We start from the raw sequence: 23,005 nt of genomic DNA on the forward strand, positions 1-23,005 counted from the left end.
GCGCCGCATCAATTCGCGGGCAGCTCTGCCTCATCGAAAGGCAGGGCTGGATGCCGAGCGGGCAAAGCCGGAACGCATGTCTTCAGGGGAACCGCCGGATGCGGTGATGGCGGTCGCCTCGCCGCGCATCGGCCGCTAGAACTGGCGTGAAGAACCAAGGCGGATGGCTGAGGGAGAGGACCGTATGCTGCTGGGCGTGATTGCCGATGACATGACCGGCGCGACCGATGTCGCGCTGATGCTGAACCGGGCGGGCATGCGGACCGTGCAGGTCATCGGGGTGCCGCCGGCCGGCAGCACGCTGCCGGAAGCCGATGCGGTCGTCGTCGCGCTGAAGTCGCGGACCAATCCGGTGGCCGAGGCCGTCGCTGATTCGCTCGCCGCCTGCGAGGCGCTGCTGAAGGGCGGCGCGCGCCAGATCCTGTTCAAATACTGCTCGACCTTCGATTCCACGGCCGAAGGCAATATCGGCCCGGTGGCGAATGCCCTTGCCGAGCGCCTCGGTGCGAAGCTTGCCATCGTCTGCCCGGCCTTCCCGGCGAACGGCCGCTCGATCTATCAGGGCTATCTCTTCGTCGGCGCCATGCCGCTGCACGAGAGCTCGATGAAGGACCACCCGCTGACGCCGATGCGGGATTCGAATCTGATGCGGCTGATGGCGGCGCAGGCCATGACCGAAGTCGGCCTCGTCGACTACACGGCCGTGCTGGCAGGCCCCGCCGCAGTGAAGGCGCGCCTCGCCAAGCTGCAGGCCGACGGCGTCCGCTATGCCGTCACCGACGCCCTCACCAACGAGGACCTGATGACGCTCGGCCACGCTGTATCCGAGCATGTCCTGTTGACCGGAGGTTCCGGCATCGCGATGGGCCTGCCGCAGAATTTCCGCCGCGCCGGCCTGCTGCCGGAGCGCCCGGGCCCGCAGGAGTTGCAGGCGCCGGCCGGCCGCGCCGGCATCATCTCGGGCAGCTGCTCGACGGCGACGCGCGGCCAGATCAAGGCGGCGCTGGAAGCTGGATATCCGGCGCTCAAGGTCGATCCGCTGGCGTTGGCCGCGGGCAGCCAGGATGCAGCCGGGCTCGCTGCCTGGGCGTTGGCTCAGGCGCAGGACAAGCCTTTCCTCGTCTATTCCAGCGACGACCCGGCCGAAGTCTCCGCCGTGCAGGACAGGCTGGGCCGCGAAAAGGCCGGCAGCATCGTCGAGCACGCCTTCGCTGAGCTGGCGCGGCGCCTCTCGGAGGGCGGCGTGACGCGGCTTCTCGTCGCGGGCGGCGAGACCTCGGGTGCGACCGTGCTGGGCCTCGGCATCCGCACGCTGGAGATCGGCCCGGAAATCGACCCCGGCGTGCCCTGGACGCGCGTGGTCGACGGGCCGGACATGGTCGTGGCGCTCAAGTCCGGCAATTTCGGCACCCCGGATTTCTTCCTGAAAGCCTGGAACCTGTTGCGCTGATGCCCGATTTGCCTGCGCTGAATCTCGTATAGGATCAGGGCATCGACCCGGAAAGCGGCTTCCGGTTTTCGGGAAAGTCGACGCCGGGTCGAACTGGGAGCCCGCATGGATATGGCGTTTCTCGGCGAACTTCTGACGAGCGTGGCCGATCGTGGCCGCGCCCTGATCGGTTTCGAGCGCTTCCTCGGCAATCGCGCCCGGCCTATCGACCGGCTCTGCGAGGATCTGCTCTCCGGCCGGGGGGAGGCCTCCGGGATGGCGCTGGCGCAGGCGGTGCTCGAAGCCTGGCAGCGGCTCGACAAGCCGGGCCGCCTTGCTTTCTTCAATCTGCTGCAGGAGCGTTTCGGGCCGGATCACGCCCGGCTCGACAAGGCGATCGAGACCTATCGCGCCAAACCCGATGCGGCAGCCACCTCGGCGCTGCATCTTGCTGCGGAGCCGCGTCGGCAGGAGCTGCTGCGCCGCCTCAATCTCGCGCCGGAAGGCACGCCCGTGCTCGTGCGAATGCGCGAAGCGCTGTTCGAGGCGATTGAGACGCAGGCCGATCTCAAGGCGGTCGACGACGATTTCCGCCATCTCTTCGGCTCCTGGTTCAACCGAGGCTTCCTCGTTCTGCGCCGCATCGACTGGCGCACCCCGGCGAATGTGCTGGAGAAGATCATCCGCTACGAGGCGGTCCACGAGATCCAGGGCTGGGACGATCTCCGGCGCCGGCTGGAGCCGGCGGACCGGCGTTGCTTCGCCTTCTTCCATCCCCAGCTGGTCGACGAGCCGTTGATCTTCGTCGAGGTCGCCCTCACCACCGAGATACCGCGCAGCATCGGCGAGGTGCTGAGCCCGGAGCGCGAGGTGTTGGCGGCGCAGGAGGCGACGACCGCGGTGTTCTATTCGATCTCGAACTGTCAGGAGGGGCTGCGCGGCATCTCCTTCGGCAATTTCCTGATCAAGCAGGTGGCGGAGGATCTGAAGCGCGAGCTGCCGGGGCTCGACACCTTCGTCACGCTCTCGCCGGTGCCCGGCTTCGGGCGCTGGCTCGCCGGTGTCGCTGCCGAGCCCGGCGAAATCGCTCTCACCAATGAGGAGCGCTCCGAGCTTGCCCGGCCCGGCGGCGAGACCATCTCGCTCGACGATGCGACGAAGGCGCGTCGCGACAAGCTGCTCGGCCAGATGACGGCGGAATACATGCTGAGGGCGCGCACGAGTTCAGGCCGGGTCATCGACCCGGTCGCGCGCTTTCATCTCGGCAATGGCGCCAGGCTGGAGCGGATCAATGTCGGCGGCAATCTCTCGGCGCGGGGCCTGCGCGAATCGCATGGCGTGATGGTCAACTACCGCTACGACCTCGACGATATCGAGACCAATCACGAGGCCTTCGCCACCCGCAACACGGTCGTGGCCTCCTCCGGCGTGCGCAAGCTGCTGCGCCCGGCGGCAAATTAAGACGGAAACGCCTGAAAGGACCCGAAATCATGGGCAATCACCTGTTTGACCTCATCCGCTCGCGCATGCCGGCGCCGGATGCGCCCTTCGCCGAGCTCGATGACGGCAGGCGCTTCACCTATGGCGACATGCTCGCCGTCTCCGCCCGCTTCGCCAACGCTCTCGTCGGGCTCGGCGTGAAGCCGGGTGACCGCGTCGCGGTGCAGGTCGAGAAGAGCTTCGAGGCGCTGATGCTCTATCTCGGCACCGTCCGGGCCGGCGCGATCTTCCTGCCGCTCAACACCGCCTATACCCCGGCCGAGATCGAGTATTTCCTGGGCGATGCCGAGCCGGCCGTCTTCGTCTGCGATCCCGCCAAGGCCGAAGCGCTGCGTCCCTATGCCGAAAAGGCCGGCGCCAAGCTGGAGACGCTCGGCGTCGGCAACGGCAGCCTGCTCGACAAGGCCAATGCCGCTTCGGGCGACTTCGCCGATGTCGCGCGCGGGCCGGACGACCTCGCCGCGATCCTTTACACCTCCGGCACGACCGGGCGCTCCAAGGGCGCGATGCTCAGCCACGACAACCTGTCGTCCAATGCGCTGGCGCTGGTCGATTACTGGTGCTTCGGCAAGGGCGATGTGCTGCTCCACGCTTTGCCGATCTTCCACACGCACGGCCTCTTCGTCGCAACGAATGTGATCCTCTTCGCCGGCGCCTCGATGATCCTGCTGCCGAAATTCGATCCGGATCAGGTCTTCAAATACCTGCCGCAGGCGACGAGCATGATGGGCGTGCCGACCTTCTATGTCCGGCTCTTGCAGGATCAGCGACTGACGAAGGAAGCGACGAAGCATATGCGCCTCTTCGTCTCCGGCTCGGCGCCGCTGCTGGCCGAGACGCACCGCGAATGGCGCGACCGCACCGGCCACGCCATCCTCGAGCGCTACGGCATGACCGAGACCAACATGAACACCTCSAACCCTTATGAGGGCGATCGGGTGGCCGGCACGGTCGGCTTCCCGCTGCCGGGGGTCTCGGCGCGCGTCACCGATCCCGAAACGGCCAAGGAACTCGCCCGCGACGAGATCGGCATGATCGAGGTCAAGGGACCCAACGTCTTCAAGGGCTACTGGCGCAACCCGGAGAAGACCAAGGCCGAGTTCCGGCCGGATGGCTTCTTCATCACCGGCGATCTCGGCAAGATCGATCCCGCCGGCTAYGTCCATATCGTCGGRCGCGGCAAGGACCTGATCATCACCGGCGGCTACAAYGTCTATCCCAAGGAAGTCGAAACCGAGATCGACGAGATGCCGGGCGTGATCGAGAGCGCCGTCATCGGCGTGCCGCATCCCGATTTCGGGGAGGGCGTCACGGCCGTCGTCGTCGCCAAGCCGGGCGCCGAGATCACCGCAAAGGGCATCGCCAAGGCGTTGGAGCAGCGGCTCGCGAAGTTCAAGCAGCCCAAGCAGGTCTTCGTCGTTGCCGAGTTGCCGCGCAACACCATGGGCAAGGTCCAGAAGAACCTGCTGCGCGAGCAGTACAAGGACATCTACGCCAGGCAGCTGAAGGCCGGCGAGTAGGCGGCTCGCTCCGTCATTCTCGGGCGAATGGAAGCTTCGACCCGAGAATCTCGTTCAGAAGATGCTCGGGTCAAGCCCGAGCATGACGGTTGACGCAGTCGGGTCACACCATCGCCGGCACGCCGAGTTCGATCGTCTCGCCATCGGCGGGAATACGCAGGCGCTGCATGTCCACGCCGCGTTCCTTCGCTGCCTTCCGCAAGGCGGCCCGCGTCACCGTGGCGTGGTCGAGCGCTTCCATATGCGTCGCGATCACCGTCGCCAGCGCGAAGGCCTCGGCGAGGTCGAGCGTCTGCGTGTCGTCCATCACGATCAGCGTGTTGTCCCACATCGCGCCGCAGGAATGCGTGACGATGATGTCCGGGCCGGTTGCTGCCACCGCGTCGCGCAGCGGCGGGTAGAGCACGCTGTCGCCGCACCAGTAGATGGTCGGCTCGCCCGGCGCCTCGAAGCTCAGACCCATGACGTGGCCCATCGTCTCGGCGACGGCGCCGGTGCCATGCTGGGCCGGATGCCGTTTGAGCACGATCGGCCCGAGCCGGACGAAGCAGTCGATCGCGGTGATGGAGGAGAAGCCCGCCTGCGCGATCGCCGCCTCGTCGCCGGGCTGGCAGATGACCGGCAGGTTCTTCGGAACGCGCTGCTTGGCGACCTCGTCGAAATGATCGGCATGGAGATGCGAGACGATCACCGTGTCGACGCCGGCGATGATGTCTTCGATCGGTTCGGGCAGGTCGACCATCGGGTTCTGCGAACGCCCGGTGAAGGAGCGGCGGCTGTGGCGCGGGCCGAAATCGGGGTCGATCAGGAAGGTCCTGCCGCCATAATCGAGTTTCAGCGTCGCGTTGCGGAGAAGTTTGAGCTTCATATCCGTCGGCTCCTCATCAAGGAGGGGCATTGTTCCGCATCCCACCACGAGGAGACCAGTTCGGATTTGTGAAGCGGTTCCCACGTTCGCGTGACGTATCGGCGCCCGTTGGAGAATGCCTCCAGCCCTCATCCTGAGGAGCCATTTCGTTAGAAATGGCGTCTCGAAGGATGCTCAGGGAGGTGCTGGAGATATCTGGGGCATCCTTCGAGACGCCGCTTCGCGGCTCCTCAGGACGAGGGCTGGCGTGATCGGGAAGCCTCTCACGCCGCCGCGAACTGGCCGTAGGGTACGCTCTCGCGCGCCTTGCGCAGCGCGTTCGCCCACCAATGCAACTGCGCCAGCATCGTCGCCATCGCCTGTTCGGCACGGTCGGCGTCGAGCAACTGCCCCTCCGCGTCGAAGCGAGACCAGACATCGGCGAAGGCGACGCCGTCGCGGATCGGCGCGGCATGCAACTCGCCGAAGACGAGACGCAACTGCTCGACGGCGCGCAGGCCCCCCGAGATGCCGCCATAGGAGACGAAGCCGACCGGCTTGCCCCGCCATTCCGGCCCGACCGCGTCGATCAGGAACTTCAGGATCGCCGGATAGCCGCGGTTGTATTCGGGCGTCACCACGACGAAGCCGTCGGCCCAGCCGATGATCTGCCTGAGCTCTTCCAGGGCAGGGTGCTTGCCGCTGACATGGCGTGGCGGCAGGACGATCTCGCCGGGGTCGACGACGGCAAGATCGAACGGGCCGTCGCCCTGGATCTGGGAGACCGCCCAGCCGGCGACCTTGTCGCAGAAGCGGCCTTCGCGGCTGCTGCCGTAGATCAGGGCGAGCCTGATCCGTGTATCGACCTTCTGGTGCATGGAAACGCTCCGGTTTGCATCACGGGAGCAGGGCTTATAGAACCTCAACTAAGGTTAAGGTCAAGAGGCTTGTTCCATGTCCCAGCAGGCGCGTTTGCCCGGCGAGCTCAGCGTCGGTGATGTCGCCCGCCGCAGCGGCCTCGCCGTCTCGGCGCTACATTTCTATGAGGCGGAGGGACTGATCCGCAGCCATCGCGCGCCCGGCAACCAGCGCCGCTATCCACGCGAGGTGCTGCGCCGGGTCGCGATTATCAAGGTGGCGCAACGCGCCGGCATGCCGCTGAAGACCATCCGTGAGGCCTTCAGGGCTCTGCCGCAGGAGCGCACGCCGACCGTCGCGGACTGGACGCGGCTGTCGTCCGCCTGGAAAGAGGAACTGGAGCGTCGCATCGACCGGCTGACGCGGTTGCGCGATCATCTCAACGGCTGCATCGGCTGCGGCTGTCTCTCGGTGCGCGATTGCCCGCTGCACAATCCGCTCGACCGGCTGGGCGAGGAAGGGCCGGGTCCGCGCCTCCTCGATCCGGATTGACGTTCAGCCCGCCTTGTAGAGCGTATCGAGCGGCATCCGCGCGACATCGGCCATCAGCTGGACGAAGCCTTTCGCCTGCAGTGCCGCGGTGGCCTTGCCCTTCTCCGCCGTTGCGAGGCTGGCGTCGCCAACGGCGCCGGAGCGGTTCACATCCTGCGCCATCCAGGCGAAGGCATGCGGCCCGGTCGGCCGCAGATGCGTGTAACCCTCTTCGGCCATGGTCACGGTATGCGGTTTGAAGAGTGCGGCCTTGCTCATGTCGACGAGGTCCGGCCGGAAATGCCGCATCAGCGAAGTCTCGACGTCGCCGCCATGGATGCCATGGCGGGTGTCGAGTTCGTCGAAGATGCCTTCCGGCAGGCCGAAGGACATCCAGGCGGTGCAGACGGCAAGCATGCCGTGGCCGACACGCAGCTCCCGCGCGACGATCTTCATGGGATCGACATTGCCGCCATGGGAGGTGATCAGCACGAGCTTGCGGAAGCCGGCGCGTTTCACGCTCTCGCCGATCTCGATCCAGGAGCGGATCGCGCTTTCCCAGCCGATCGTCAGCGTCCCCGGCGAATGCAGATGCTCGTTCGACTTGCAGACCGCCTGAGTAGGCAGGACGAGCACGTCGAGATCGGCCGGCACCAGCGGCATCGCCTCGGCAAGCATGGCGTTCATGACGGTGGTGTCGACCGAGACCGGCAGATGCGGGCCATGCTGCTCGATCGCCGCCAGCGGCAACACTGCCACGGCGCTTTCGGGCGAGAGCGCGGCGAAATCGGAACTCTTCAGGTCGCCCCAGAAACGTGCGGTCATGATGAACAGGCCTGTCAGGAGCCGGCTGGGTTGCCTGGTTTCTGTGCAGAAAGCGGGCGGCACGGCGTTGCATTGTCCCGCCGTCCTATCGCATGGGATAAGCAGACGGGCCAGTAGTCGGCCGGCGGCAGGCGCAGGGGAGATATCGAAATGGCGACGATGAAATATCGCGTGAACCGGCGCGCAGCGCTCGGGCTGATCGGCGGTTCGACCGCATCCCTGCTCATCCCCGTGCCGGGCGCTCGCGTCAGCGCACAGACGCTCGACAAAGTCAGCTACCAGACCAACTGGCGGGCCCAGACCGAGCATGGCGGCTTCTACCTGGCCGCGACCAACGGGATCTACAAGAAGTACGGCATCGACGTCGATATTCGCCCCGGCGGCCCGCAGCAGAACCCGACGCAGCTCCTGCTCGGCGGCCGCGTCGACATGATCATGGGCAATTCGCTGGAGGCGCTCAGCTTCGCGCAGGAGAACCTGCCGTTCCTCTGCATCGCCTCGATCTTCCAGAAGGACCCGCAGGTCCTGATCTCGCATCCCGGCCAGGGCAACGACACCCTCGCCGACCTCAAGGACAAGCCGATCCTGATCGGCGCGCAGGCGCGCGTCGGGTTCTGGCCGTTCCTGAAGCTCAAGTTCGGCTATCGCGACGAGCAGATCCGCCCCTACACCTTCAACATGGCGCCGTTCCTGGCCGACAAGAAGGTCTCGCAGCAGGGCTTCCTGTCCTCCGAGCCCTTCGTCATCCGCAAGGCGGGCGTCGAGCCGGTCGTCCATCTCCTCGCCGATGCCGGCTTCGAGAACTACAACACCACCATCACGATCTCCCGGAAGATGGCCGAGGAGAAGAAGGAGCTGGTGCAGCGTTTCGTCGACGCGACGCTCGAGGGCTGGGCGGAATACATGAAAGGCGGCCCCAACATCGCCGCTGCCAATGCCCGGATCCTCAAGGACAATCCCGACATGGATCAGGAGAAGATCGACTACGCTCTCAAGGTGATGAACGAACGTGGCATCGTGCTCTCCGGCGACGCGCTGACGCTCGGCATCGGCGCCATGACCGATGCGCGCTGGGCGAGCTTCGCCAAGACGATGACCGAGGCTGGGGTGATCCCGGCCGGCGTCGACGTCAAGAAGGCCTACAGCCTTGCCTTCGTGAACAAGGGCATCGGCAAGGCATAGGGCGCGTCATGCTCGGGCTCGACCCGAGCATCTCGGAAACCAGCGCCTTCTCTTCATGAGCTTCTCGGGTCTGCGCTTCGCCCGAGAATGACGGCATTTCGCAGATTGGATCATCAGGCTTTGGACACGGCCTATCTAAGCACACCCGCAGGCAAAGAGACCACCGGCAACCCGCTGGTGGCGGTCCGGCACGTCTCGAAGCGCTTCGCCAACGGCACGCTCGCTGTCCACGATGTGGACATCGAACTCGGGGCAGGGCAGTTCGTCAGCCTGCTCGGCCCCTCCGGCTGCGGGAAATCGACGCTGCTGCGCATGATCGCGGGCCTCGGCGCGCCGACCTCCGGCACGATCACCTGGCCGGGCGAGGCGGGCGCCGCGCAGGGCAGCTCCGGCCATGGTGCGCGCGATCTCGGCTTCGTCTTTCAGGACCCGACGCTGATGCCCTGGGCGAATGCCCTCGCCAACGTCATGCTGCCGCTCAAGCTCAAGTGCGTGCCACGGGCCGAGGCCGAGGCGCGCGCGGCGCAGATGCTGGCCCTGGTCGGCCTCAAAGGCTTCGAAAAGTCCTATCCGCGCGAACTCTCGGGCGGCATGAAGATGCGCGTCTCGATCGCCCGCGCGCTGGTGATGCGCCCGAAGATCCTGCTGATGGACGAGCCCTTCGCTGCGCTTGACGAGATCACCCGCCACCGCCTCAACGACGACCTGCTGGAGCTGTGGTGGCGCGAGCGCTTCACCGCCGTCTTCGTCACCCATTCGGTGTTCGAGTCGGTCTATCTCTCGCAGCGGATCGTGGTGATGGCGGCCAGGCCCGGCCGGGTCATGGCCGACCTCTCCGTCGAGGCCGACTATCCGCGCGACGAGCTGTTCCGGACCTCCGGCGAATACGCCCATCTCTGCCGCGTCGCCTCCACCAAGCTCAAGGAGGCGATCGGCCGATGAGCGCGCCCGTCGAAACGCTGGCGTCGGACGGCACCGACGCGCAGGCGCTGCCCGTCGCTGCGGCCGAAGCCCGCATTCTCGGCCTGCCGGCCGGTGTCTGGCCGCGCATCCTCGCTCCGCTCGCGATCGGCGTGATCGTGCTGGCGCTCTGGGAATTTGCCGTCCGCTGGAACGAAATCCCGTCTTATGTCCTGCCCGGGCCGATCCTGGTCGGCCAAACGCTGGTTGCCGATTGGGGCACGCTCTCCGGCTCGCTCTGGGTGACACTGAAGATCACCTTCATGGCGCTGGCGGCGGCCATCGTCGTCGGCGTGACGCTTGCCGTGCTGTTCAGCCAGTCGAAATGGCTGGAGATGGCGCTGCTGCCCTATGCCGTCATCCTGCAGGTCACGCCGATCGTCGCCATCGCCCCGCTGATCATCATCTGGGCCAATGATATCGACTTGTCGCTGCTGATCTGCGCCTGGATCGTCGCCTTCTTCCCGATCCTGTCGAACACCATCCTCGGGCTGAATTCGGCCGACCATAACCTCGTCAACCTGTTCGAGCTCTACGGCGCCTCGCGCTGGCAGACGATGCGCTACCTCAAATTGCCGGCGGCTCTGCCCTATTTCCTGGCGGGGCTGAAGATCTCGGGCGGACTCGCGCTGATCGGCGCGGTGGTGGCGGAGTTCGTCGCAGGCACGGGCGGCAGCGCCTCGGGCCTCGCCTATCGCATCCTGGAGGCCGGCTATCAGCTCAAGATCCCGCGCGTCTTCGCCGCGCTGGTGATGATCTCGCTGTCGGGCATCGCGATCTTCCTGGCGACGAGCCTGGTCTCCCATCTGCTGCTGCATCGCTGGCACGAGAGCGCGATCAGGCGCGAGAACTGACGCTGACCTGGCGGGGAGTGGCCTCGCCTACGCTTCAGACGAAATAAGCGAGCTTGCGATCGGCCTGCAGCGCGTCGATCTCGCGCAGGCCGGCCTCCGAATAGCCGGCGGCGACGCGCTGCGGCTCGGGCGAGGCGGCAACTGGTTCCTCGAAGGTGAGGTCGTCGTCGAGGAGATGCACGGTTCCCATGCGCGTCTCCGGTGCGGCCTGGTCGTTGAGCTGGTACGGGGCTGGCGGCTCGTCTGCCGCGGCGGCGCTTGCGTCGCGATACTCGCGACGGATCGCCGGCGGGGACGGCGCGGTGGCCATGCTCCCCTCGGCCGCCGCGGCCATGATCTCGAAGCTGGTGCTCGGCTCTCGCGAAACCTCGCCGAAGGCGCGCAGGCTTGAATCCAGCATGGCGATGGTGTCGGAGATCTTGTCGATGCGCTGGACGAGCCCGTCGACGACGGCGATCGCGGTCGATATCTCGGCAGAGTGCTGATCCAGCTTGTCGCAGAGCCCTTCCTCGGCGCCCGCCTCGCGCAGGCTCCAGGCCGCCTCCTGGATGCTTTCGGTGGCGGACAGGACGGTGCCGGCTGCCTGTTCGATCCGGGCCGCGAGCCCGGACGAGCGGATGTCCGGCTTGCCGCTCACGCGTTCCAGGTCGCTGCGCAGATCGCTGATCAGGGCAGCGGCTTCGATCAGGTTCGTTTCGCGGCTGGTCTCCTGCACGCCGAGCCCGACGACCCGCTCGATCCGGTGAATTGCACCGAGGAGCTGGAGCGTATCGGCCTGGCGGTTGCGCTTGGCGTATTCCGTCATGAACCAACGGCCGCGCGACGTCTCCATGACCGCGGCTTCGATTGCCTCGTAGTCGGCCTGGCTCAGCGGTGTCAGCGAGCGCGGTTCGCCCATGACCATTCTGCCTTCGATCAACCGGCCGAATCAACGGCCGTCGGGATTTTCCAAAAGCGAGGCTGCTCCACGATTGTTTAAGAAATTGCTGCTTCCGGCGCCGGCGTCAGCGAGACGCTTGCGAAAAAGGCCGATTCTATGGCCCTTCGGCAACGTTTGCCGGCGGAAGTGCGTTGGGCATTGCCCTATGCTTGCCAAGTGCCTTGGTCGCGGCAATACAGAGCTTAAGGGGTCGATTTCGACGCGAGAGACTGGTGTTGCGCAGCCGCGAGGCTGCCCTGGGCAGGGCGAGGGACGTCATAGCGACATGGCGAGCGTTGATACCGCCGAACCGCAGACGATCATCCGCTCCGATGCCGGGACGGTCTCGGTGGCGCTTGCCGGTTCCTGGAGCGCCGACCGTGCGCCGCGCATCGAAAAGCTGATCGCCGAGATCGGCGAGGATCTGCGGCAGGCGCGGCATGTGCGGCTCGATCTTTCCGGCGTCAGTCGTCTCGACACGCTCGGTGCCTATGTCCTCAATCGCTTGAAGGAGCGGCAGGAGAGGGAGGGCGCGGCTGTCGATATCGTCAGCGACAAGCCCGAGCATGCCATCCTGCTTGCGGAGGTCCATGTCCATGACGCGGACCTGCAGGCGTCGCAGCGACATTTCCGGGTGGTCGACATCCTCGTCGATATCGGGGAAGCGGTCGTGCGCTTCGGCCGCGACATGGTCGGCGGCGCCATGTTCCTCGGCGAGGTCGTGGTTGGCTCCATTGGCGTCGTTCTCGGTCCGCGCAAGTTCCGTGGGCCGTCCCTCGTCAACCAGATCGAGCTGATCGCCTTCAACGGCGCGCCGATCATCATGCTGATCTCGTTCCTTGTCGGGTGCATCGTCGCGCAGCAGGGCATCTTTCAGCTTCAGCAGTTCGGCGCCGCGGCTTTCGTCGTCAACCTGACCGGCATCCTAATCCTGCGCGAGCTCGCCGTGCTCCTGACCTCAATCATGATCGCGGGCCGCTCGGGCTCGGCCTTCACCGCCGAGATCGGCTCGATGAAGATGCGCGAGGAGATCGATGCTCTGCGTGTCATGGGCCTCGATCCGATCGAAGTTCTGGTCGTGCCGCGTATTCTCGCTCTGATCATCTCGCTGCCGATCCTGACCTTCATCTCGGCCATGGCGGGCCTTGTCGGCGCCGGCCTCGTCGCCTGGCTCTATGGCGGCATCGGGGTCGATACCTTCCTCGCCCGGCTGCAATCGGTCATCACCTGGAAGCATTTCGCCGTCGGGCTGATCAAGGCGCCGTTCATGGCCTTCGTCATCGGGCTGATCGCCTCGATCGAGGGCTTGGCGGTTCAGGGCTCGGCGGAGTCGCTCGGACGCCAGGTCACGGCTTCGGTGGTGAAGGCGATCTTCATGGTCATCGTCGTCGACGGCCTCTTTGCCATGTTCTTCGCGTCGATCGAGTTCTGACGATGGCTTTCCCCGACAGATCTCCGGCTCCTGCGCCGCAACCCGTTTCATCGGCGGAAAACCCGAAGGCGGGGGAGCCCGAAGCGGTCATCCGGGTGCGCAATCTCAAGGTTGCCTTCGGTGAGAAGGTCATCATGGACGGCCTCGATCTCGACGTGCTGCGCGGCGAGATCCTGGGCTTCGTCGGCGGCTCGGGGCAGGGCAAGTCGGTGCTGACGCGCACGATCCTCGGCTTGGTCCAGAAGGCGCGCGGAACCATCGAAGTCTTCGGCGAGAACGTCGATACGCTGACGCCGCAACAGCGGCGCGTGGTGGAGCGCCGCTCGGGCGTGATGTTCCAGCAGGGCGCGCTGTTCTCGGCGCTGACGGTGAAGCAGAACATCCAGGTGCCGATGCGCGAATATCTGCATCTTTCACCTCACCTGCTCGAAGAGCTGGCGATGGTGAAGCTCGATCTCGTGGGATTGCCGCTCGATGCGGCGGACAAGGTTCCCTCGGAGCTGTCGGGCGGCATGATCAAGCGCGCAGCGCTCGCCCGGGCGCTTGCGCTCGACCCGGAGATCGTATTCCTCGACGAACCGACATCGGGGCTGGACCCCATCGGCGCGGCGGAGTTCGACGACCTCATCATGACCCTGAAGAAGACTCTCGGGCTGACCGTCTTCATGGTGACCCATGATCTCGACAGCCTGTATCATGCCTGTGACCGAATCGCCGCGCTTGCGGACAAGAAGGTGATCGCGGTTGGCCCGCTGGCGACGATGCTGGCGTCGGATCATCCGTGGCTTAAGGCGTATTTCGGTGGCGAGCGCGCCATGGCCCGGCTGCCGGCCGGGGAACGGGAACGAAACGGCTAGGGCATGGAATCGCGCGCCAACTACGCACTCGTCGGTCTCTTCACGCTCGCGGTCCTGGCCGCGGCGTTCGGCTTCGTCTACTGGTTCAACAGTGGCGCGGCCGGGCGCAGGGAGAGCGTGCGCGTCATCTTCACCGGCACCGTGACCGGCCTAGGCCGCGGTTCGAGCGTGCTGTTCAACGGATTGCGCGTCGGCGAGGTCACCAGCATCGAGCTTCAGCCGGACGATCCGCGCCGCATCTACGCCGTCATTCAGGTCGCCAGCACGACGCCGCTGCGCGAGGATACCCGCGCCCGCATCGAGGCGCAGGGCCTGGCCGGTGTGGTCGCGCTCCAACTGATCGGCGGTGCCCCGGACGCCCCGGTGCTGACCGCCAAGCCCGGCGAGCCGATGCCGACGATCATCGCCGAGCGTTCCGAACTGCAGGACATCATCGAGACCGTGCGCAACGTCGCGCAGAAGGCCGACACGATGCTCACCTCGCTCGACGGGCTGATCAAGCAGAACGCCGGTCCGCTCAATAACACCGTCCGCAATGTCGAGAAGTTCTCGGAGGCGCTGGGCAAGAACTCCGACGGTCTCGACAAGCTGATGGCCGGCTTCAGCAACATCGCCGAGACGATTCAACCCCTCTCGCAACGGCTTCAGACTCTGAGCGAGGAGCTGACCGGGGTGGTGCGCTCGGTCGATCGGCAGAAGGTTGCGGCCATCATCGAGAACGTCGACAAATTCACGGGCGCGCTCGGCGGTTCGAGCGCCGACGTTGCGAAGGTGGTCAAGGATGCCGCCTCGATCTCGGCCAAGCTCGACAAGGCGGCCGACCAGGTCGAGGGCGTGTTGAAGGCGGCGCAGGGCTTCCTCAACGCCGGCGCCGGCGGGGAAGGCCGCAGCGCGTTCCAGGAGGTCGCCGACGCCGCCAAATCGATGCGCGTGCTCGCCGACAATCTCGACAAGCGCACGGCCGAGATCACCGCCGGTATCAACCGCTTCACCGGGCCGGGGCTGCGGGATGTCGAAGCCTTGGCCTCGGACGGCAAGAAAACCCTGACCGAAATCAACCGGACATTGCGCAATTTCGAGCGCAATCCGCAGCAGCTCATCCTCGGCGGCAAGCCGCCGCTCCCGCAATACAATGGATCCCGCTAAGCGATGACGATCGAGGCAGCGCTCTTCCCGGCGACGAAGGCTCGCCTCACGGCCCTCCTGCTGGTCACCGGCGCCATGCTTGCAGGCTGCAGCGGTCCGACACCGACGACGTTCGACCTCTCGGCACCGAGCGGCTTCGGCAAGGTCGGCGGCTCGCGCGCCGTGATGGTGGTAGCCGAGCCGACCACGGTGCAGGCGCTCGATTCCGATCGGGTCATCGTCAGGGATTCGGGCGGGGCCCTTTCCTTCGTCGGCGGAGCTCAGTGGGCCGATCGCATCCCCGCGCTGGTGCAGGCGAGGCTTATCCAGACCTTCGAGAATGCCAGCCGCATCGGCTCCGTTTCGGCGCCAGGCCAGCGCATCCAGCCGGATGTGCAGCTCAACACCAACATCCGCAGCTTCAACATCGACGCTGCGACCGGGATGGCGGTGGTCGAGATCACCGCCCGGATCGTTGGCGATCAGAGCGGCAAAATCCAGCGCGCGCGCCTGTTCTCGGCCCGCGTGCCGGCCAGCTCTGTCGACGGGGCGGGAGCCGCGCAGGCGCTCGACCGGGCGCTGTCGCAGGTTCTGATCGAGATCGTGCGCTGGGCGCGCTGAGCCTGCCCGGCCGGCATCGGCCTGAGCATTTTCGAGCGAAGTGGCCTCGGTTCGCGTGAAGAAAATGCGTCCAATCAAAGGGCTATAGCATCGGACCGAAAAGTGGAATCCATTTTTCGAAGAAATCCGATGTTAAAACAAAGAGATAGATCGCCACTTCGCATCCGAGAGGACGCGCGGCGATCCAGAGCATTTCCGCGCTTCGAAGATGCGCGGAAATGCTCTAAATTCTGATTCCGGCTCGGCCCGAGCCTCCCCCCTCCAGCCGGGGAAGTATGATCATACAGGGCATTTCGACGATCTGACCGACTGTCCGGGCATCACGCATGAGGAGGGATTGCGCTCGCTGCCCGCGATAGGAGGTTCATGTCATGACGTTGTCGGCCCCGATCCATCAACTGAAGCGCAGAGCCAGGCTGTTGAGCCGCAGAGAGCGGATTCCCCTCCACGCCGCTCTCGACCGTATCGCGACAGATGAAGGGTATCGCAGTTGGAGCTTGCTTGTCGCGAAGCTGCCCCGAACCGAAACGGCCCACGCGCTGTTGTCTCGCTTTACGCCGGGCGATCTCGTCCTGATGGCCGGGCGGCCGGGCCAGGGCAAGACGCTGGCGAGCCTTGGCCTACTGGCGGAAGCCATGAGAGCTGGCCGTCGTGGCGCCTTCTTCACGCTCGAATACACGCCGCTCGACGTGGCGGGCCGCCTGCGTGCGCTCGGCATCGAGCCGGATGAGTTCGCCGGCCTGTTCGACTGCGATTGCTCCGATGCGATCAGCGCTGACCACATCGTGGGAACGCTGGCGACGGCGCCGCGCGGCACGGTGGCGGTCATCGACTACCTGCAACTGCTCGACCAGCGGCGCGATACCCCGGAGCTGGCGCTTCAGGTGAGGGCGTTGCGAGCCTTCGCGCGGGAGAGGGGGCTGATCCTCATCTTCATCTCGCAGATCGACCGGTCCTACGATGCCTCGGGCAAGCCGTTTCCGGACATCGCGGATGTGCGGCTGCCCAACCCGCTCGACCTGTCGCTCTTCGACAAGGCCTGCTTCCTCAACCGGGGCGAGGTGTGCTTCCGCGCCGCGGCGTAGAGTCAGCTGATCTTATCCGGAACCACCATCTCGCAAAAGGAAAGGCCGCCCTCTCGGGCGGCCTTTGTCGTTCCAGTCCGCAGGGAACCGGCCGCCTACTCGAAGCGGCCGCTGGCATGGGCCAGCATGGTGTAGACCTTGCCGGTTTCCGAAGTCAGGTAGGTCTTGGCCACCATCGAGTCGCGGTCGTCCTTGGCCGCYTCGCCGAGCAGMCGCTCGAACTCGTCGATGTAGCGATCGACCGTCTCCTTGAACTCCGGGTCGCGCCGGTACTTGCGGCGGATGTCGTCGAAGGTCTGCTGGCCCTGCAGCGTGTAGAGCCGGCGGGTGAAGACGTTGCGCTCGCCGCGCTTGTAGCGATCCCACAGCTCGACGGCGGCGTCATGGTCGATCATCCGCGCGATATCGACGGAGAGCGAGTCGAGCTTCTCGATCGAATGGGTCGTCGGCTTGCTGGGCTCCGGCTGCTTGTCCTCGCGCGAGGCGCGGCTGAGCAGATCGGAGAGCCAGCCGGCTTTGGCGGGCTGCTGCACCGTCGCGTCGGGCTGCCGGCGCGGGGCCTCCTGGGTCGGAGCCGGGCGGCTCGGCGCAGGAGTGGGCTCGCTGCGGGGCTCCGCGCGAGGGGTGGCGACGCGCGCCGTCTCGGCCGAGGCATCGAGCGAGGGGCGCAGCAGAGGTTCCGCTGCCGCCGGCTTCGGCTGCGGCGCCGGCGTGAAGGCCGGAGCCGACTGCGGGGCCGGGGCAGGGGCGGCGGCGACCGTTGCCTTGCGGCTCACGACGGCGTCGATCGGCAGCGAGACGTCGCCGCGCCGGCCGGAACGCGTCACGATCTCGGTGAGATCGTTCAGCGCCTTGATCTGCTCGGCCACGACACGCCGCATCGCAGAGGTCGATTCCTGTGCCTCCTTCGGCAGCTCGAGCACGCCGCGCTTCATTTCTGCCCGCGTTGCCTCCAGCTCGCGCTGGATGTCGCCGGTGATGCCGCGCATGTCCTGCGCCGCCTTCTGGAAGCGCTCGGTCACCTTGGCGAGCTCGCCGCTGATCTCGGTCGAGACCTGGGTATAGGCCTCGCGCAGGGCTTCCGCGGTGCGCTCGCGTTCCTTGCCGGTCGCGGCGCGGATCGTCTCGAACTGCTGCGCGATGGCGCTCGTCGTCGATTCGGCCGAGTCGGAGAGCACGGTGCCGATCTGGCGCGCTCGCGCCTCGGCGGTGCCGAGCGACTCGTCGATCAGCGAAGCGAAGGAGCGGGTGATCGCCTCGACATCGTCGGTGCGGTTGGCGATCAACCCATGGAGCTGCTCCAGCGCATCGCGGCGCTCGGCCAGCGCGTTGCCGACGCGTCCTTCGATCTGTTCGAGCCGGCCGGCAACGGCGTTGAGCGCAGCACTGCTGGCCTGCGTCGCCTCGTTGAGCGAGGTGCCGCGATTGTCGAGCTGGCCGATCAGGGCCGTCGTCTCGCGCAGGGTGCCTTCCGAGTAGCTCTTCAGCTCCGCGATCTGCGCCGTGACCTGCTGCGAGGCGTTGCCTGCCTCCGTCATCACGGTGCCGATGACGTTCTGCAACTCGCCGACGCGGGTCGACAGGCTGTTCTCGACGGCGGCCAGGTTCTTGTTCGCGCCGTTGACGATCTGCTGCATCAGCTTGTTGGCTTCGCCCAGGCGGCCGAGCATGCCGCCGAGCTCCTCGCGCAGCTGCTCGTTCGTGCTGACCAGGGCCTCGACCGACTGCTTCGAGCTGGCCTCAAGCGTCTCGCGCAGCGCGTTGGACGAAGCCTCGACCGCATTGGCGATGGCCGCGCCGCGGTCACGCAGCCCGGCGACGATGGCGTTGCCGCGGCTTTCGAGCGCGCGCACCACCGTTTCCCCGACCGTGGCGAACTCGGCGGCCAGCGCCTCACCACGCTCATTCAACGCCTCGACGGCGCCATTGCCCTTGGCGTCGAAGACTGCGCGCAGCGCCTCGACCCGTTCGTCGAGCGACTGGGTCAGCGTTTCGCCCTGGCGGCCGAGCACTTCGACAAGGCCGTGGCCCTTGGCGTCGAACGCGGTCCGCAGCGCATCCGTCTGCTCCTCCAGCGAGTTCGCGATCGCCGCGCCCTGGCGTTCGAGCGCGGTGACGACGCCGGTGCCCTGATCCTCGAAGATCGCGCGCAGCTGCTCGGCACGCTGGTCGAGCGCACCGGAGATGGCGTCGCCGCGCCGGCCGAGCGCCGCGACGATTCCCAGGCCGCGATCGTCGAACAGGGTACGCAGTTGCTCGGCGCGCTCGCTGAGAGCGGCCGCGATGGCTTCGCTCTGTTGGGCGAGCGAGGAGACCATGCCGTTGCCCTGGTTGTCGAAAAGCGCGCGCAGCTCCTGCGCCCGTTCCGACAACGTGGCTGCGATCGCCTCGGAGCGTCCCTGCAGCGTCGTCGCGATTTCGTCGCCACGGCTGTCGAGCGTGTGAGAGACGGTGTCGAGCCGGTTGACGACGCGCTCCTCGAAGCGCGCGACGCTCTGGTCGAGCGTATCGGCGATCTGCAGGGCGCGGCCGCCCAGCGTGGCGTTGATGCTGTCCGCCTTGTCGCTGAGCGTGCGCGTCAGCGACTCGCTCTTCGAGGTCACGACCTCGCCGATCTCGTCCGCCTTGGCGGCAAGCGCGCGGGTGACCTCGCGGCCGCCCTCTGCCAGCACGCGGGCGATGTCGACCGTGCGTTCCACCAGCGCCTCGTTGAGGGCAGTGGCCCGCGAGCCGAGGCTGCCGTCGATGCGGGCGATCAGGCTGTCGAGCGCGCCGGCGATCTCGGCGCTCTTGGCGCCCGAGCGGTCCTCGAACAGCTTGATCTGGCCTTCCATCGCATCCGCGGCTTCGCGGGTGCGGCTGGCGAGGAGCTCTGCGGCTTCGAGCGCGCGGGTGCCGACCTTGTCGGCGAGCGTGACGCCGTCCTCGGAGATCAGCTTCTCGACCTGGGCGATGCCGCTATGCAGCGCCTCGGTGAGCTCGCGGGCATCGCCTGAGATCTTGGCGGTGAGCGCACCGCCCTGACGGACGATCAGGTCCTCGAAGGCGCTCAGGCGCGCGCCGAGGGCGGTCTCGACCTCGCGGCCCTGCGTGTCGAACAAGGTGGCCAGCGCCGAGAGGCGGGCGCCGAGTGCGGTGTCGATGTCGCGGCCCTGCGTGTCGAACAGGGTGGACAGCGTCGACAGGCGGGCGCCGAGCGCGGTGTCGATCTCGCGGCCCTGCGTGTCGAACAGCGTGGACAGCGTCGCCATGCGCGAGCCGAGCGCGGTCTCGATCTCGCGGCCACGCTCGTCGAAGAGGCGAGTCAGCGCGTCGTGGCGCTGCGCCAGGGCTTCGGTCAATGCCTGGGCGCGGCCCTCGACCGAACGCAGCATCGATTCCGCGTTGGCGGAAAGCGCTTCGTTGACGCGTCCGCCCTGCTGGGTGAGCGCCATCACGATCTCGCGGCCGGTGCCGGCGAGCATGGTGCGCGCGTCCTCGGCATGGATCGTGAAGGTGTCGCGCAGGCCCTGCGTCGCCTCGAAGACGCGGTCGGCGACATGGCGGCCGTCGACATTGATCGTCTCGGTGAGCGTGCGGGTCGCCTCGGTCATGCGGCGCGCCAGATCTTCGCTCTGCTCGCCGAGCAGGGTGTGGACCTCGCGACCGGTGCTGACGAGGTCGCGGACCATCGTCTCGCGCTGCTCGCCGAGCAGGGCACCGACCTTGTCGCCGGTCTCGCCGATGCTCGCGAGGAAACCCGTCTGCTGCTGTTCCAGTGCGTTCTGCGCGGCTTCGACGCTGCCGGTGATGCGCTGGGCGAGCACCATGCCGCGCTCTTCCAGCTTCTGGTCGATGCTCTCGCCGGTTTCGGCGAGGCGGGAGATCAGCGCGTTGCTGCGCTCGGCCAGGATGCCGTGCACGGAACGGCCGACATCGGCGACGCGGCTCGCCAGAGCCTGGCTCTCGCTGCCGAGCAGATCCTTGATCTCGAGGCCTGCCTGCGAAACCTTCACGGTCATTGCGCCGGCCTGCTCTTCCAGCAGGGCGCTGACGCGCATGCCGGTCTCGGAGAGGCCGGAGATCAGGCGCTCGCTCTGGTGGCCGACGACGTTGCCGACGTCCTGGCCGGCCTGGGTCAGGCGGCCGACGAGCAGGTCGCTCTCGTCGCGCAGGCGGGTCTCGACGGTGTTGACGGCACCCGACACGCTGGCGACCAGCGCCTCGCTGCGCTCCGAGAGCAGCCGGGCGACATCAGCGCCGGCATCGGAAACGCGGGCGACGGTGGCATCGCCTTGTTCGCCCATGAGCGCGGTCAGGTTGCGGCTGGCTTCGGAGACGTTGGCGACGGCCGCTTCGCTGCGTTCCACGAGCAGGCGGGCCAGCTCGCTGCCAGCCTCCGAGACGCGGGCCACGGCGGAACCGCTTTGCTGGCCGACGAGGTTGGCGAGTTCGTTGCCGGCGCCGGAAACGCGCTCGACGAGCTTCTCTGCCTGCTGGTCGAGCAGAGCATGCACGGTCTCGCCGGTTTCGCCGAGGCGATCGACCAGCTTGCCTGCCTGCTCGGTGAACAGGCCGTGCACCTGGCCGGCGACATCGGTGATGCGGCCGGTGAGCGCATCGCCATGCTTCTCGACGGCATTGCTCAGCGTCTCGCTGGCGTCGTTGACGCGCAGGATGATCGCCTCGCTGCGCTCGCGGAGCACGTCGTCGACGGTCCGAGCGGTGTCGTTGAGGCGGCCGACCAGCGTGTCGCCATGCGTGCCGATAAGGGAATGGACGCTCTCGCCGACCTGCGTGAGGCGGCTGGCGATGGCCTCGTTCTGGCGGATGAGCAGGCCGTTGACGCCGCGGCCGACCTCGGCAAGGCGGGTGGTGACGCTCTCGCCCTCGTCGGAGAGGGCGCTGCGCAGCGCCTCGCCGGACTCCGACAGGCGCTTCTGCAGGGCTTCGCTCTGGCTCTCGATCAGCGCGACCATATTGCGGCTGCTGGTCTCGAAACGCTCCGCCGCCTCGGTCCCGCGGGCGGAGATGTCCTTGGCCAGCGTCTCGCCGGTGCTCTTCAGGGTCTCGTTGACGACATCGACGCGGGCGGTCAGCGACTCCGCGACCTGCGCGCCGGTCTCGCTGATGGCGCGGGTGACGCCCTGGGCGCTGGCTGTCAGACCTTCGGTCAGCGAAGCGCCCGTGCGTTCCAGCGAGCCTGCGATCTCCTTGGCGCGACCGTCGAGCATGGTCGAAAGATTGTCGCTGGCGCCGGCCAGCCGCTCGGAGACCTCGCCCGAAGTCACCTGCAGCCTCTCGACGAGATCATGTCCGCGGCCGCTGATCTCCTCGACCATCCGCTCGCCGGCCCGGCCGAGCGCCTGGGTGATCTGGTCGCCCTTGGCCCCGAGCGAACCGGTGACGCGGTCGCCTGCCTGCGCGACGGCCTCGGCGATGACACGGCTGGCGCTGTCTAGGTCCTTGGCGAGCCCGTCATGCGCGCCGCTGATCGCGAGCTTGACGCGCTCGGCATTGCCGACCACGGCCTCGCGCTGGGTGACGAGTTCGTCGATCAGGGAACGCAGCCGGATTTCGTTGTCGGCATAGGCGCGCTCGAGCGTCGAGATCTCGCCGCGCACGATCGTCTCCAATTCGCCGGCGCGCGCCACGGCGCGCTCGATGCCGTCGCCCATGGCGGCGACCTCGCGGCGGATGGTCTGGCTGAGCGACAGGACGGAATCCGCCCCTGCGACCTCAGGCTCGGCGAGACGCAGCGCGACCTCGGTCATCGCCCGCGAGATCAGGCGCATCTCCTGCGTACGGCGATAGAGCGCCGCCAGCACGAAGAAGAACACGACCGGCGCACCGATCGAGAGCGCAAGCAGTGTCCATTCGCCGATGCCGAAATTGGCGACCGGCTCGGGAAGACCATTGCTGAAGGAGCCGTAGCGGCCGAACAGCACGAAGGCCGCGCCGCCCAGCCAGGCGAGCGAGGCGAGCGCGGCGAACCAATAAGGCTTGCGCGACGGGCGGACGGCGAAAGCCTGCACCAGCGAGCTGGAATCGCGGCGGTCGTCATTGGCGACGCGGGTGGTGTCGGGCGCAAGCGCAGCGCTGGCGCGCGGCTGCGCCGGGGGAGGGGTTACGGGCGCGGGCTGCGCGGCGGCAGCTGCAGGCTCGACACGCGGCAATTCGAGCTTGAGATCATTCTCGCTGGTGATGGGAAGCCGGGGCTCGGCGCTGACCAGCGTCTCCGTCTCGCCTCTGGCGATATCGGATTGGGGCTGGTCGAGTCGAAGCGCCTCCTCGATCGCCGACATCGCAGCTTCAGTGGGATCCTGGAGCTTCTTGGGTCGATTCATCGTTGCCGCCTCGCCACGCTACTGACGATGGACGCGAAAGCCCGTCCCCGTCGCCCCTTGCCGCCTCTGGCCGGGATGATCGGAGACACTGCGCCCATCATTTACCAATTGGAAGGGTAGTGGAGCCCCGTAAC

At 67.0% G+C, this 23,005-nt stretch carries 17 protein-coding genes; 12 read left to right on the forward strand and 5 right to left on the reverse strand.

The genetic code is table 11. The annotated features are described in order from the left end of the window. Window positions 1–163 precede the first annotated feature (163 nt). The 3 genes from otnK (at window position 164) to AC1DEZ_RS13920 (ending at window position 4,449) form a co-directional block, all read left to right on the forward strand. Entirely contained in the window at window positions 164–1,450 is a 1,287-nt protein-coding gene (gene otnK / locus AC1DEZ_RS13910) for a 3-oxo-tetronate kinase (protein ID WP_476779822.1), read from the forward strand. A gap of 105 nt (window positions 1,451–1,555) precedes the next feature. Further along, complete coding sequence (locus AC1DEZ_RS13915; RefSeq protein ID WP_441511076.1) at window positions 1,556–2,890, forward strand: malonyl-CoA decarboxylase; 1,335 nt, start codon at window positions 1,556–1,558, stop codon at window positions 2,888–2,890. Window positions 2,891–2,919: 29 nt separating this feature from the next. Then, window positions 2,920–4,449 (forward strand): malonate--CoA ligase, encoded by a 1,530-nt coding sequence (locus AC1DEZ_RS13920; protein WP_441511077.1) that lies wholly within the window; start codon window positions 2,920–2,922, stop codon window positions 4,447–4,449. A 103-nt stretch (window positions 4,450–4,552) separates the two neighbouring features. Here AC1DEZ_RS13920 and AC1DEZ_RS13925 read toward each other — a convergent pair whose 3' ends face one another. Next, window positions 4,553–5,317 (reverse strand): MBL fold metallo-hydrolase, encoded by a 765-nt coding sequence (locus tag AC1DEZ_RS13925; protein WP_441511078.1) that lies wholly within the window; start codon window positions 5,315–5,317, stop codon window positions 4,553–4,555. A 263-nt stretch (window positions 5,318–5,580) separates the two neighbouring features. After that, the gene (locus tag AC1DEZ_RS13930; RefSeq protein ID WP_441511079.1) at window positions 5,581–6,174 is read right to left on the reverse strand and encodes an NADPH-dependent FMN reductase; all 594 of its coding nucleotides are present in this window, start codon (window positions 6,172–6,174) and stop codon (window positions 5,581–5,583) included. 76 nt (window positions 6,175–6,250) lie between these two features. Between AC1DEZ_RS13930 and soxR the strand changes: the two genes are divergently transcribed. Then, on the forward strand, window positions 6,251–6,706 hold the full coding sequence (gene soxR, locus AC1DEZ_RS13935; protein WP_441511080.1) for a redox-sensitive transcriptional activator SoxR: 456 nt from the start codon (window positions 6,251–6,253) through the stop codon (window positions 6,704–6,706). Between the two features lie 3 nt (window positions 6,707–6,709). Here the strand turns inward: soxR and AC1DEZ_RS13940 are convergent, their stop codons facing one another. Continuing rightward, window positions 6,710–7,510, reverse strand: coding sequence for a creatininase family protein (locus AC1DEZ_RS13940; RefSeq protein ID WP_441511081.1), 801 nt, complete (start codon window positions 7,508–7,510; stop codon window positions 6,710–6,712). Between the two features lie 150 nt (window positions 7,511–7,660). On the opposite strand from AC1DEZ_RS13940, the gene AC1DEZ_RS13945 reads away from it, so the two are divergent. The 3 genes from AC1DEZ_RS13945 (at window position 7,661) to AC1DEZ_RS13955 (ending at window position 10,506) form a co-directional block, all read left to right on the forward strand. Further along, window positions 7,661–8,692, forward strand: a complete 1,032-nt coding sequence (locus AC1DEZ_RS13945) for an ABC transporter substrate-binding protein (RefSeq protein ID WP_441511082.1) — start codon at window positions 7,661–7,663, stop codon at window positions 8,690–8,692. Window positions 8,693–8,812: 120 nt separating this feature from the next. Continuing rightward, entirely contained in the window at window positions 8,813–9,634 is an 822-nt protein-coding gene (locus tag AC1DEZ_RS13950) for an ABC transporter ATP-binding protein (protein WP_441511083.1), read from the forward strand. Then, window positions 9,631–10,506: an ABC transporter permease gene (locus tag AC1DEZ_RS13955; protein ID WP_441511084.1), complete on the forward strand. Its 876-nt coding sequence runs from the start codon at window positions 9,631–9,633 to the stop codon at window positions 10,504–10,506. The genes AC1DEZ_RS13950 and AC1DEZ_RS13955 overlap by 4 nt, the downstream gene beginning before the upstream one ends. A 34-nt stretch (window positions 10,507–10,540) precedes the next feature. Here the strand turns inward: AC1DEZ_RS13955 and AC1DEZ_RS13960 are convergent, their stop codons facing one another. Then, window positions 10,541–11,404 (reverse strand): hypothetical protein, encoded by an 864-nt coding sequence (locus AC1DEZ_RS13960; protein ID WP_441511085.1) that lies wholly within the window; start codon window positions 11,402–11,404, stop codon window positions 10,541–10,543. Window positions 11,405–11,711: 307 nt separating this feature from the next. Between AC1DEZ_RS13960 and AC1DEZ_RS13965 the strand changes: the two genes are divergently transcribed. The 5 genes from AC1DEZ_RS13965 to AC1DEZ_RS13985 all read left to right on the forward strand — a co-directional run bounded on the left by AC1DEZ_RS13965 (window position 11,712) and on the right by AC1DEZ_RS13985 (window position 16,545). Then, the gene (locus tag AC1DEZ_RS13965) at window positions 11,712–12,857 is read left to right on the forward strand and encodes an MlaE family lipid ABC transporter permease subunit (protein ID WP_441511086.1); all 1,146 of its coding nucleotides are present in this window, start codon (window positions 11,712–11,714) and stop codon (window positions 12,855–12,857) included. Window positions 12,858–12,859: 2 nt separating this feature from the next. After that, window positions 12,860–13,714 (forward strand): ABC transporter ATP-binding protein, encoded by an 855-nt coding sequence (locus tag AC1DEZ_RS13970; protein WP_441511087.1) that lies wholly within the window; start codon window positions 12,860–12,862, stop codon window positions 13,712–13,714. A gap of 3 nt (window positions 13,715–13,717) precedes the next feature. Then, the gene (locus tag AC1DEZ_RS13975) at window positions 13,718–14,860 is read left to right on the forward strand and encodes an MlaD family protein (protein WP_441511088.1); all 1,143 of its coding nucleotides are present in this window, start codon (window positions 13,718–13,720) and stop codon (window positions 14,858–14,860) included. Window positions 14,861–14,863: 3 nt separating this feature from the next. Beyond that, window positions 14,864–15,460 (forward strand): ABC-type transport auxiliary lipoprotein family protein, encoded by a 597-nt coding sequence (locus AC1DEZ_RS13980; protein ID WP_476779823.1) that lies wholly within the window; start codon window positions 14,864–14,866, stop codon window positions 15,458–15,460. 371 nt (window positions 15,461–15,831) lie between these two features. Continuing rightward, window positions 15,832–16,545, forward strand: coding sequence for a DNA helicase (locus tag AC1DEZ_RS13985; RefSeq protein WP_441511090.1), 714 nt, complete (start codon window positions 15,832–15,834; stop codon window positions 16,543–16,545). A gap of 95 nt (window positions 16,546–16,640) precedes the next feature. Here AC1DEZ_RS13985 and AC1DEZ_RS13990 read toward each other — a convergent pair whose 3' ends face one another. Further along, a complete protein-coding gene (locus AC1DEZ_RS13990) occupies window positions 16,641–22,871 on the reverse strand; it encodes an apolipoprotein A-IV repeat region-like domain-containing protein (protein WP_476779824.1) in 6,231 nt (2,076 codons plus the stop codon). Between the last annotated feature and the right edge of the window lie 134 nt (window positions 22,872–23,005).

This window comes from Allobosea sp. 10L422 (genome assembly GCF_056395345.1).